Annotated in this window: 12 protein-coding genes; 6 read left to right on the plus strand and 6 right to left on the minus strand. The window is 51.9% G+C overall.

Translation table 11 applies throughout. The features are described from left to right. Positions 1–30 precede the first annotated feature (30 nt). The 6 genes from rng to csrD form a co-directional block, all read right to left on the minus strand. Entirely contained in the window at positions 31–1,500 is a 1,470-nt protein-coding gene (rng, locus tag HV346_RS20605; RefSeq protein ID WP_181621010.1) for a ribonuclease G, read from the minus strand. Then, positions 1,490–2,083 (minus strand): nucleoside triphosphate pyrophosphatase, encoded by a 594-nt coding sequence (locus HV346_RS20610; protein ID WP_181621011.1) that lies wholly within the window; start codon positions 2,081–2,083, stop codon positions 1,490–1,492. Before HV346_RS20610 ends, rng begins: the two co-directional genes overlap by 11 nt. 29 nt (positions 2,084–2,112) lie before the next feature. Continuing rightward, positions 2,113–2,601 carry a rod shape-determining protein MreD gene (gene mreD, locus HV346_RS20615; protein ID WP_010436160.1) on the minus strand — a complete coding sequence of 163 codons (489 nt, stop codon included), beginning with the start codon at positions 2,599–2,601 and terminating at the stop codon, positions 2,113–2,115. Next, a complete protein-coding gene (gene mreC, locus HV346_RS20620; protein ID WP_181621012.1) occupies positions 2,601–3,617 on the minus strand; it encodes a rod shape-determining protein MreC in 1,017 nt (338 codons plus the stop codon). The genes mreD and mreC overlap by 1 nt, the downstream gene beginning before the upstream one ends. Before the next feature lie 62 nt (positions 3,618–3,679). Beyond that, complete coding sequence (gene mreB, locus HV346_RS20625) at positions 3,680–4,723, minus strand: rod shape-determining protein MreB (protein WP_000913396.1); 1,044 nt, start codon at positions 4,721–4,723, stop codon at positions 3,680–3,682. 280 nt (positions 4,724–5,003) lie between these two features. Continuing rightward, positions 5,004–6,944, minus strand: a complete 1,941-nt coding sequence (gene csrD, locus HV346_RS20630; RefSeq protein WP_181621013.1) for an RNase E specificity factor CsrD — start codon at positions 6,942–6,944, stop codon at positions 5,004–5,006. A 184-nt stretch (positions 6,945–7,128) separates the two neighbouring features. On the opposite strand from csrD, the gene HV346_RS20635 reads away from it, so the two are divergent. The 6 genes from HV346_RS20635 to accC all read left to right on the plus strand — a co-directional run bounded on the left by HV346_RS20635 (position 7,129) and on the right by accC (position 12,318). Continuing rightward, complete coding sequence (locus HV346_RS20635) at positions 7,129–8,103, plus strand: MDR family oxidoreductase (RefSeq protein WP_181621015.1); 975 nt, start codon at positions 7,129–7,131, stop codon at positions 8,101–8,103. Positions 8,104–8,180: 77 nt separating this feature from the next. Continuing rightward, a complete protein-coding gene (gene msrP, locus HV346_RS20640; RefSeq protein WP_181621017.1) occupies positions 8,181–9,182 on the plus strand; it encodes a protein-methionine-sulfoxide reductase catalytic subunit MsrP in 1,002 nt (333 codons plus the stop codon). Continuing rightward, complete coding sequence (gene msrQ / locus HV346_RS20645; RefSeq protein WP_181621018.1) at positions 9,183–9,782, plus strand: protein-methionine-sulfoxide reductase heme-binding subunit MsrQ; 600 nt, start codon at positions 9,183–9,185, stop codon at positions 9,780–9,782. A gap of 234 nt (positions 9,783–10,016) precedes the next feature. Next, on the plus strand, positions 10,017–10,469 hold the full coding sequence (aroQ, locus tag HV346_RS20650) for a type II 3-dehydroquinate dehydratase (RefSeq protein WP_181621020.1): 453 nt from the start codon (positions 10,017–10,019) through the stop codon (positions 10,467–10,469). Positions 10,470–10,490: 21 nt separating this feature from the next. Beyond that, on the plus strand, positions 10,491–10,958 hold the full coding sequence (accB, locus tag HV346_RS20655) for an acetyl-CoA carboxylase biotin carboxyl carrier protein (RefSeq protein ID WP_181621021.1): 468 nt from the start codon (positions 10,491–10,493) through the stop codon (positions 10,956–10,958). A gap of 10 nt (positions 10,959–10,968) precedes the next feature. Continuing rightward, positions 10,969–12,318, plus strand: coding sequence for an acetyl-CoA carboxylase biotin carboxylase subunit (gene accC, locus HV346_RS20660; RefSeq protein ID WP_181621023.1), 1,350 nt, complete (start codon positions 10,969–10,971; stop codon positions 12,316–12,318). Positions 12,319–12,376 lie beyond the last annotated feature (58 nt).

Raw genomic sequence — 12,376 nt, forward strand, 5'->3', positions numbered from 1 at the left:
AGCCGTTCTGGTCTCGCAGCTCGCTGCGTCTTACATCATCACTACGTCGAACTGCTCCTGGTTGTAGAGCGGTTCGATTTGTACTTTTACCTGTTTGCCGACAAAGATTTCCACTTCCGCCAGCGCGTGCGACTCTTCTCCTTTCAGAGCCTCAGCCACCGCAGGGGAAGCATAGACCAGAAAACGGTCAGAGTCGTAAGCATGATGCACGCGGACCACTTCACGCATGATTTCGTAGCACACCGTCTCGACCGTCTTTACCGTACCGCGCCCGTGGCAAGTTGGACATTCATTGCACAGCACATGTTCCACGCTTTCACGAGTGCGTTTGCGCGTCATCTCAACCAAACCCAGTTGAGAGAAACCGTTGATACTGGTTTTGACGCGGTCTTTACTCAGCGCCTGTTCCAGGGAATGCAGCACGCGACGACGGTGATCTTCATTGTTCATATCAATGAAGTCGATAATGATGATGCCGCCAAGATTGCGCAGACGAAGCTGACGTGCGATAGCCTGTGTCGCTTCAATATTGGTATTAAAAATCGTGTCATCCAGATTGCGATGGCCAACAAATGCTCCGGTGTTGATATCCACGGTGGTCATCGCTTCGGTTTGATCGATAATCAGATAGCCACCGGATTTCAGCTCAACTTTGCGCTCCAGCGCACGCTGGATCTCGTTTTCAACATCATAGAGATCGAAGATTGGCTGACGGCCGGCGTAATGTTCCAGCAGACCCGGCATTTCAGGAATGTATTCCGCCGTGAATTCCAGCAGGGCTTCATACGTCAGGCGCGAGTCGACACGGATCCTGTCGAGCTGTGCGTCGGCAAAGTCCCGTAATACACGCTGCGCAAGCGCGAGTTCACCATACAGTTGATAACGGGTCTGGTTGCGCTTTTTGCGCTCCATCACTTTGGTCCAGACACGCTTCAGGTAAGCGGCGTCAGAGGCAAGATCATCTTCGCTGATTCCCTCTGCGGCGGTACGGATAATAAATCCGCCTTGCTCATCGCAGTACGCGCTCACCACTTTTTTCAGGCGTTCACGCTCGGTTTCGCTCTCAATACGCTGTGAGACACCAACATGGGATGCACCTGGCATGAAGACCAGATAGCGGGAAGGAAGTGTAATATCGGTCGTTAAACGCGCGCCTTTTGTGCCCAGTGGATCTTTCACCACTTGCACCATCAGATCCTGACCCTGACGGACCAGTTCAGAGATATCGCGAACGGCGAACTGTTTTTGTTCTTCACCTGCGACACACTCGGTATGCGGCATAATGTCGGAGGCGTGCAGGAATGCCGCCTTGTCGAGTCCAATATCTACAAAAGCCGCCTGCATACCCGGTAGTACACGACTGACACGACCTTTGTAGATATTGCCTACTATTCCGCGTCGTGCTTCACGCTCAATATGGATTTCCTGGAGAATGCCACCGTCAATATAGGCCACACGGGTTTCCGATGGTGTTACGTTTACCAACAATTCAGCCGTCATAATTATCCCTTCCCTCACGCAGTGAGTTAAAATTGCTCAGCAACTCATACGTTTCCACCAGCGGTAAGCCGACTACGGCGTGATAGCTGCCATTAATCTTCCTGACAAAACAGCCACCCAGCCCCTGAATACCGTATGCACCTGCTTTATCCATAGGTTCACCGCTGGCGATATAAGCGGCGATCTCTTCGTCGGTAAGCACTCTAAACGTGACATCCGTAATGACCAGGCAATCCAGTACATTCTGACTATCAGCCAGCGCCACCGCCGTCATCACCTGATGCGTTTGTCCGGACATTTTGCGCAACATATGCGCCGCATGTTCTGCGTCGCGTGGTTTCTCCAGCACCTCACCGTTAAGAATCACGATGGTATCCGCCCCCAACACCGGCAAATCGCGTGGCGTTTGCGCCACACCAGACTGCGCTTTTTCCCGCGCCAGACGGGAAACGTACTGCTGAGCGCTTTCGCCCTCAGCACGTTTTTCTTCGATACCCGTGACGATACGTTCAAAGATGACGCCCAATTGAGTGAGCAACTCCTGACGACGCGGTGAACCGGAGGCAAGATAGAGAGATGTCATAGAAACCTTTTATTGCACCTTATTGCACCTTATTGCACCGCAAACTGCTGGCGAATTTTACGCATCAGCAGGAACAGCCATGGCCAGAGCACACCGTTTACTACACTACTCCAGAACACTTCCGGTCGGAAAGAGACGTTGATCACTAAAAACTCTGCCCAGAAAACAACAATATCCGCAGCAAGCGACAACAGCATCACCACCAGCGCCTGTTGCCAGAGCGCGAGATTACGAAAGAGCTGGAATTTTAGCGCGACGAGATACGCAATAATGCTCATGGATAAAGCGCGGACGCCAAGCGTAGAGCCACTAATGAGATCCAGTATGGCACCCATCACAAAACCTGTTCCGACATTTACGCGGTGCGGCAGGGCGAGGATCCAGTACAACAGAATGAGCAATACCCAATTTGGCCGGAAAACGAGAATGTCGTCCGGCCAGGGCATAATTTGCAGCAACAGTGCAATAAGAAACGAGAGCCAAATAACCCAACGTCCCTGGCTACGATAACTTGCCACTACTGCCCTCCCTGAGAGAGTCGCGGCGGTGGCGGTGCATCCGAAGTCGGTTGTGTTAAACCCGTTGCAGGTGCTGGCACAGGCGCTGGCGGCCCCATCGTATTCGGCGGCGGCAGAACCTGAGGCATCATTTGCATTAGGCGTTCATTCGCAACACGGTGGACATCTTCCGGTGTCATTGGGTTGGTTCCGTTACGATCGGCGCCCCAGAGCAGCAACAGGTAACGCAGACGCTGTAAACCCGCCGTTGGACGAGCCTGAATAACAGTATAAGCGCGTTGCGTATCCAGCTTAACGGATGAGACAACCGCAACAGGGTAGCCTTCAGGGAAACGTCCACCCAGGCCTGATGTCACCAGCACGTCACCGACACGAATATCGGTATTGGCTGGCAAGTGTTCCAGTTGCAGATCGTCAGTACAACCATTACCCGCGGCAATCACGCGAATATCGTTACGCAGCACCTGAATAGGCAGGGCATGAGTTGCATCGCAAATCAACAGGACACGGCTGGTCAATTTAGCGACAGCAACCACCTGGCCGACCACACCTTTATCGCTGATCACCGGCTGGCCTTCGTAAACACCGTTTACGCTACCTTTGTCGATCACCACCTGATCGCTATACGGATCGTTAACGGTGGAGATCACCTGTGTGACCATTTTCTGCTCATCCTGACGTAACGGCGAGCCAAGCAGTTCACGCAGACGCGCGTTTTCCTGCTTATATTGACCCAGCATCAGCAGCTCACTGTTTTTCAACAGCAGTTCCTGACGCAAAGCCCGGTTTTCGAGTTCGAGTTGATCGCGTGAAGACAAGGTTTGGGAAACGGTGTCGAGTAATTCACGAGGACCATTTGATACAAAGTAGAAAGGACTGACGGCGGTATCCATGTACGTTCTGATCTGGCTGAACGTACCGAGGCGGCTATCGGCAATAATGACACCAAGCGCCACCAGCACCGCCAGAATAAGGCGAAACTGTAGCGACGGGCCACGGCTAAAAATTGGCTTCATAGGCTATGCGTATTCTCGCGTCAGAGAGAAAGGGTAGCTATCTGCTACCCTTTCTCTACCGACTACTCTTCGCTGAACAAGTCGCCGCCGTGCATGTCGATCATTTCCAGCGCCTTGCCACCACCACGGGCGACGCAAGTCAGTGGATCTTCTGCAACTACGACAGGAATACCTGTCTCTTCCATTAACAGGCGGTCGAGGTTACGCAACAGCGCACCACCACCAGTCAGAACCATGCCGCGTTCGGAGATATCAGAAGCCAGCTCCGGCGGGCACTGTTCCAGCGCAACCATCACCGCGCTTACGATACCGGTCAGCGGCTCTTGCAGCGCTTCCAGGATTTCGTTGGAGTTGAGAGTAAAGCCGCGCGGAACACCTTCAGCCAGGTTACGACCGCGAACTTCGATTTCGCGCACTTCATCACCTGGGTAAGCAGAACCGATTTCGTGCTTGATACGCTCTGCGGTGGCTTCACCGATCAGAGAGCCGTAGTTACGGCGCACATAATTAATAATGGCTTCATCAAAGCGGTCACCGCCGATACGCACAGAAGAGGAGTAAACTACGCCGTTCAGGGAGATAACGGCTACTTCCGTCGTACCACCACCAATATCAACCACCATAGAACCGGTTGCTTCTGACACTGGCAGACCTGCACCAATAGCGGCAGCCATCGGCTCTTCAATCAGGAACACTTCACGAGCGCCTGCGCCCTGAGCGGATTCACGGATTGCGCGACGTTCAACCTGCGTCGCACCAACCGGTACACACACCAACACACGCGGACTTGGGCGCATGAAGCTGTTGCTGTGAACCTGCTTGATAAAGTGCTGCAGCATTTTTTCAGTCACGAAGAAGTCAGCGATAACACCGTCTTTCATTGGGCGGATCGCGGCGATGTTGCCTGGGGTACGACCCAGCATCTGCTTCGCGTCATGACCTACTGCGGCCACGCTTTTTGGCGAGCCTGCACGATCCTGACGAATGGCCACAACGGAAGGCTCATTCAATACGATGCCTTGTCCTTTTACATAAATAAGGGTATTCGCGGTACCCAGGTCAATGGACAGGTCATTGGAAAACATGCCACGAAATTTTTTCAACATACTAAGGGATAATCCTGAAAGCTGGGGCGGAAAACAAAATCCGCTTACTTTACCAACCACACGCAGCAGCGACAAGGCGCAAAAATCGTCTGCTACGGTGAAAATTAGTGCAGTACGTTTCCTTTGTTACAAATTCATCCCCTGAATCCATCAGGGCTGAGTAAAGAGTGCGTCCCTCACTTTCATTTGTAACCAGTTAAAGGTCGTTCACTGGCGTTTTGCTCGACATACTCAAAGCTACAGGCGCGATATTCTACGTGAAAACAAATTAAACGGCAGGTCAAACAGAGTATCTTTGCAAATATTTTTTCACATTGGTGTCAAGCGGCTGAGAGGAGGCAAAAAAATCGCCCTGACCACCCGCCACACCGCGCTCTGTCAACATCTGCCATTCGCTCCGTGAGCGCACACCCGTGGCAAATACTTGCGTTCGCGTTCCCTTGCACGCTTCGACCAGGCTCTGAACCAGCAGCTGATTTTCCGTGCGTTTTTCGATATTCCTTACCAGCCCTGGATGTAGTTTCAATAATTCGACATCCAGCTCCTTGATCCAACTGGTACTGACCAGTGTCAAACCCGCCTGAGTCACCGCAACGCGAGCACCCAGCGCATTCATCAAACGCACCACCGGTCGTAAACGGCTGATGTGTTGACAAACATCCGCCTCTGCAAGTTCAAAAATAATGCGCTTACGTTGCGATTTTTCGCATTGCATTAATACATCGCGCAGCCAACGCTGAAAACGCGGGCGAATAAGCGACTCTACAGTAACCTGTAATGCCAGATTTTCCTCAGGCCAAAACGATAAAAATGGAATAAGGCGTGTAATTTGCTGACGATCGTACTCTTCTGACAGACCGAATTGCAGGACCATAGGCAGATATTCCGCAGAAATTACCTCTTCGGTCCCATCAAAAATACGGCACATTAATTCGCGATGATGGACTTGACCATTTTTCAATACCGCCGGTTTTTGGTAAATCCGAGGCCCGCCACGGCTCAACATCTGCTCAATCAACGTTCTCCAGCGTACATTACCACGCCCTTTTTCTGGCAGCGAATCATCGTAAACCGCCCAGCCATTTGCTCCCTGCAACACCGCGTTACGCGTTGCTGCTTCGGCATGTTCCATCACCTGCTCTGTTGCCTGGCCATCACGCCAGGCGCAGATGCCAATGTGTACCATATCGTCCCGGTCGAGCATTTTACTTGGGGGAAGCGCATCAACAGCCTTCAAAAGCTGGTTGGCAATACTTTCAGACTCTTTCAGCGTGCGGTGGGGTAACAACACGGCAAAATCACTTCGGTGATAACGGGCAAGTAATGAGCCGGGATAACGCATAATGAAAGTTGAAAGCAGGTTAATCAGCGTGAAAAGATTGTCTTCCGCCGCCTTACGCCCCCAGGAGTCACGCAGCAGATCAAAATCAGGCAGGCGAATCATCATGACCACACCATGAGTCCCAACCTTTTCCGGATCGTCCAATAGCGTAGCGAGTTGGTTATCAAAGAAGAGACGGTTGTTGAGGCCCGTTTTATTATCTTGTGCGGCATACGAACGAATCAGTGTATCCATCCGACTACGCTGATCGCTGGCGAACTGGATTTCAGAAAGGAGCATATCCAGTGCGCTGCTGGTCCGCGATGGCCATTCATAAACGGAGCCCCGCACCTGAGGGCCGCGCTCACCGTTTAAGATCCGCACAGAACGTGTTTCCAGTAACTCCTGGCCCGCAAGCTGACGACGCAGCCAACGAACGGCAAGGAAAATCAGCAACACAATAAAAGCAACAGAGACGGTAAGTGGCGCAGTGGTCATCAACGAATGGAAATAATTCGCCATCGGGTCCTGGTAAACCATGCGCAGGGTCATGCCGGGATTTTTGAGTGAATGCACAGTCACTTCACGGTATTGAATTAACGTCCCGGCGGGGCGATAACTGCCCTGGCGCATATGGCTGAAGACCGTATGTTGCCCTTGTTTAATGTCGACCTGGACAATATCGACAGGGACCATCAATTCATCCAACTCGCGCGACAGCGCAGGAAATGATGTGGTGATAAGCCGGGTATCGATAACCGATGCCACTGACTGAACCCGATTGACCAGTTTGTCCTGAATCGCGTTATAAAAACTCAGGGAACACCCAATCAGGGTAACGAATATAGTAAGCCCCGTCAGCAACGTGATAAAAGCTGAAAACTTCGTCGTTAATCGCATCCTTGAGATTACTCCGTGGGTTGATGGGGATAGCTAGTGAGCACTAACTTTCATTACAGGTGCGGCATACTACCAAACCTGGTGTATCTGGCAATTTATTGCGTTAAATCGGCATCGTGTTTCACTGAGCGAGTATAGTCTTCAGAAATTATTTTCCAATCATCATGCGAAGTGAGGACCCTGTATGCAGGCTTTGATCTTAGAACAGCAAGAAGGCAAAACGCTTGCCTCGGTGCAAACCATTGAGGGAAATCGTCTGCCAGAAGGCGACGTTACCGTCGACATCGACTGGTCCAGTCTGAATTATAAAGACGCACTGGCCATCACAGGCAAAGGTAAAATCATCCGCAATTTCCCGATGATTCCTGGTATCGATTTCGCCGGTCGTGTGCATACCAGCGAAGATCCACGCTTCCATGCCGGACAGCACGTTCTGCTCACCGGATGGGGAGTTGGCGAAAACCACTGGGGTGGGCTGGCCGCTCAGGCACGTGTCAAAGGTGACTGGTTGGTTCCGATGCCGGCAGGCCTGGATGGCCGCAAAGCGATGATCATTGGCACTGCAGGATTTACCGCAATGCTGTGTGTCATGGCGCTGGAAGAGGCCGGTATTCGTCCTGAATCAGGCGAAATCGTGGTCACAGGCGCGAGTGGCGGCGTGGGCAGTACCGCCGTTGCCCTGTTACATAAACTGGGTTACCAGATCGCGGCAGTTTCTGGTCGTGAAAGCACCCATGATTATCTGCGCCGACTCGGTGCAAACCGTATTTTGAGCCGTGAAGAGTTTGCTGAAACTCGCCCGCTGGAAAAACAAGTTTGGGCTGGTGCTGTCGATACCGTTGGAGACAAGGTCCTCGCCAAAGTGCTGGCGCAGATGAACTACGGTGGCTGCGTGGCAGCCTGTGGTCTGGCCGGTGGATTTGCTCTGCCCACAACGGTGATGCCATTTATTCTGCGCAACGTACGTTTGCAGGGTGTCGATTCCGTCATGACTCCTGCGGCACGTCGTGCAGAGGCCTGGGCTCGTCTGGAACGAGATTTACCGGATGCGTTTTATGCTCAGAGTGCCACCGAAATCAGCCTGAGCCAGGCTCCGGAATACGCTAATAAGATCATAAATAACACGTTCCAGGGCCGCGCCCTGGTGAAGATTGCCTAATCTTCAAATTTTCGTGACATATTCGCGCTAACCCTTCTCCTCCGTCATGCTTAGAAAAACGCATGACGGAGGATGCCATGAAAACCAGAAAACTGACGGAAGCCGACGTAACGTCCGAATCTGTCTTTATGTTACAGCGCCGCCAGATCCTGAAAATGCTGGGCATCAGTGCCACGGCTTTAACCCTTTCACCTGCCGCCCACGCCAATCTGCTTGACTGGTTTAAAGGTAACGATCGTCCTAAAGCCCCTTCCGGCCAGCCATTGACGTTCACGAAACCGGAACAATGGCAAAATAACCTCGCACTGACACCAGAAGACAAAGTTACTGGCTACAACAATTTCTACGAGTTTGGCCTTGATAAGGCCGACCCTGCCGCCAACGCTGGTGGAATGAAAACCGATCCCTGGACGCTTAAAATTGATGGGGAGGTGGCAAAACCGCTGACGCTGGATCACCACGAACTCACCACTCGCTTCCCGCTGGAAGAGCGAATTTATCGTATGCGCTGTGTAGAGGCATGGTCGATGGTGGTTCCCTGGGTGGGTTTCCCGCTACATAAATTGCTGGCTATGGTGGAGCCCACCAGTGATGCTAAATATGTCTCTTTCCAGACTCGCTATTCGCCAGAGGAAATGCCGGGACAAAAGGATCGCTTTATCGGCGGTGGTCTTGAATATCCTTATGTGGAAGGATTGCGACTCGACGAGGCGATGCATCCACTGACCCTGCTTACCGTTGGCGTATACGGTAAAGCGCTTCCGCCGCAAAACGGCGCGCCGATTCGCTTAACTGTCCCGTGGAAATACGGCTTTAAAGGCATAAAATCTATCGTCAGCATCAAGCTGACCCGTGAACGTCCACCGACAACCTGGAATCTCGCCGCTCCTGACGAGTACGGTTTTTTCGCCAACGTAAACCCACATGTTGATCATCCTCGCTGGTCGCAAGCGACGGAGCGGTTTATTGGATCAGGCGGCGCACTCGACGTAAAACGTCAACCCACTCTGCTGTTTAATGGCTATGCGGAGGAAGTTGCCTCCCTTTATCGTGGGCTTAATTTACGGGAGAACTTTTAAGTGCGACTGACCGTAAAACAGATCGTCTGGCTGAAAGTGCTATTGCATTTAGCCGGTTTGCTTCCTTTTATCTGGCTGTTTTGGGCAGCCAGTCACGGCTATTTCAGTGCCGACCCGGCCAAAGACATTCAGCACTTTACCGGTAGGATGGCTCTGAAATTTTTACTGGCGACCTTGCTGATTTCACCTTTAGCGCGCTACGCTAAACAGCCACTATTGATACGAACCCGTCGGCTGTTAGGGTTATGGTGCTTTGCTTGGGCGACAATACACCTCACCAGTTATGCATTGCTGGAGCTGGGTATTAACAATCTGGCCTTGCTGAGCCGCGAACTGGCTACACGCCCTTACCTGACTCTGGGCATCATTAGTTGGTTCATCTTACTGGCGCTGACGCTGACGTCGACGCAGTACGCGCAGCGAAAACTGGGCAGACGCTGGCAACTGTTACATAATTTCGTCTATCTTGTCGCGATCCTCGCACCTGTACATTACCTGTGGTCGGTGAAGATCTTATCTCCACAGCCGATCATCTACGCCCTGCTGGCTTTGATGCTTTTAGTCTGGCGTTACAAGAAGTTCCGCCAGTGGTGGAGATAGTTAACGAAACTGTGCGTTTTCCCGCAGATTACTTATCCACCGCGACTCTTTTTCGGATAGCGGTTGATAATCTTCCCTGATAAGACCAGTATTTAGCTGCCAAATGCTACGAAATCGTTATAATGTGCGACCTTGGTTTTCCTGACAGGGGTTTTCAGCCTCTGAAAAGGTGACAATCGCGCATCGAAGGTATATTTTGTTTTTTACCGGAGAATCGCAGGAGATAGCAGCACAATGGCTGACAAGTTCCATATCTTAGTTTTGAACGGACCGAACCTCAACATGCTCGGAACCCGCGAGCCAGAGAAGTACGGCACGCTGACGCTTAGTGAAATTGTTAACCGTCTGAGTACGGAAGCAGCTTCGCTGAATGTGGATTTGGATCATTTTCAGTCAAATGCGGAGTACGCAATCATCGACCGTATTCATCAGGCTAAAGACAATGTGGACTATATCCTGATCAATCCGGCCGCGTTTACGCACACCAGTGTCGCTATCCGTGACGCCTTGCTGGCGGTGAGTATCCCGTTTATCGAGATCCACCTGAGCAATGTGCATGCGCGGGAGCCGTTCCGCCACCATTCGTATCTGTCTGATATTGCTACAGGCGTTATCTGCGGGCTTGGCGCGGACGGTTATTCATACGCTTTACAGACAGCGGTCAAACGCTTGTCACAATCACACTAAACAAGAGTACGGAACCCACTCATGGATATTCGTAAGATTAAAAAACTGATCGAGCTGGTTGAAGAATCAGGCATCTCCGAACTGGAAATTTCTGAAGGCGAAGAGTCTGTACGCATCAGTCGCGCAGCCCCTGCCGCTAGCTTCCCGGTTATGCAGCAGGCTTATGCTGCACCGATGATGCAGCAGCAACCAGCCCTGTCTAACGCCGTTGCCCCGGCAGCAGAAGCACCGGTTGCAGCAGCCGCAGAAATCAGTGGTCACATCGTACGTTCCCCGATGGTTGGTACTTTCTACCGCACCCCGAGCCCGGACGCTAAAGCGTTCATCGAAATCGGTCAGAAAGTCAACGTAGGCGATACCCTGTGCATCGTTGAAGCCATGAAAATGATGAACCAGATCGAAGCTGACAAGTCAGGCACTGTGAAAGCGATTCTGGTCGAAAGTGGTCAGCCGGTTGAATTTGACGAGCCGCTGGTCGTCATCGAGTAACGAGGCGAACATGCTGGATAAAATTGTTATCGCCAACCGTGGCGAGATTGCTCTGCGTATCCTTCGTGCCTGTAAAGAACTGGGCATTAAGACCGTCGCTGTGCACTCAAGCGCGGATCGCGATTTAAAACACGTATTGCTGGCGGATGAGACGGTCTGTATTGGCCCGGCTCCATCCGTAAAAAGCTATCTGAATATCCCGGCTATCATCAGCGCCGCTGAAATCACCGGCGCGGTGGCAATTCATCCGGGTTATGGCTTCCTTTCTGAGAATGCCAACTTTGCTGAACAAGTTGAACGCTCTGGCTTCATCTTCATCGGCCCGAAAGCTGACACTATCCGCCTGATGGGCGATAAAGTGTCTGCAATCACCGCAATGAAGAAAGCAGGCGTCCCAACTGTACCGGGTTCAGACGGCCCTCTGACCGACGATATGGATGCTAACCGTGCTCATGCTAAACGCATTGGCTACCCGGTTATCATCAAAGCGTCCGGCGGCGGCGGCGGTCGTGGTATGCGCGTTGTGCGTAGCGATACCGAACTGGCGCAATCCATCTCCATGACCAAAGCTGAAGCGAAAGCCGCTTTCAGCAACGACATGGTTTACATGGAAAAATACCTGGAAAACCCACGTCACATCGAAATTCAGGTGCTGGCTGACGGTCAGGGTAACGCTATTTATCTGGCAGAACGTGACTGCTCTATGCAGCGTCGTCACCAGAAAGTGGTCGAAGAAGCACCTGCGCCAGGCATCACGCCAGAATTGCGCCGCTATATCGGTGAACGTTGCTCTAAAGCGTGCGTTGACATCGGCTATCGCGGTGCTGGTACGTTCGAATTCCTGTTCGAAAACGGCGAGTTCTATTTCATTGAGATGAACACCCGTATCCAGGTAGAACACCCGGTTACTGAAATGATCACCGGCGTAGACCTGATCAAAGAACAGCTGCGTATTGCAGCGGGTCAACCTCTGTCCATCAAACAGGAAGAAGTTCAGGTTAAAGGCCATGCGGTAGAATGCCGTATCAATGCCGAAGACCCGAACACCTTCCTGCCAAGCCCGGGTAAAATTACGCGTTTCCACGCGCCGGGTGGCTTTGGTGTACGTTGGGAATCTCATATCTACGCGGGCTATACCGTACCGCCGTACTATGACTCAATGATCGGCAAACTGATTTGCTACGGCGAAACCCGTGATGTGGCAATTGCCCGCATGAAGAACGCCCTGCAAGAACTGATCATCGATGGCATTAAAACCAACGTTGACCTGCAGGTTCGCATCATGAATGACGAGCACTTCCAGCATGGTGGAACTAACATCCACTATCTGGAGAAGAAACTCGGGCTTCAGGAAAAGTAATCGTGCATTAACGTTAAAAGGCCGGATATTCCGGCCTTTTTTATTTCTGGGGATCGTA

The organism is Enterobacter sp. RHBSTW-00994, from assembly GCF_013782625.1.
In the GTDB taxonomy this organism is placed as follows: domain Bacteria; phylum Pseudomonadota; class Gammaproteobacteria; order Enterobacterales; family Enterobacteriaceae; genus Enterobacter.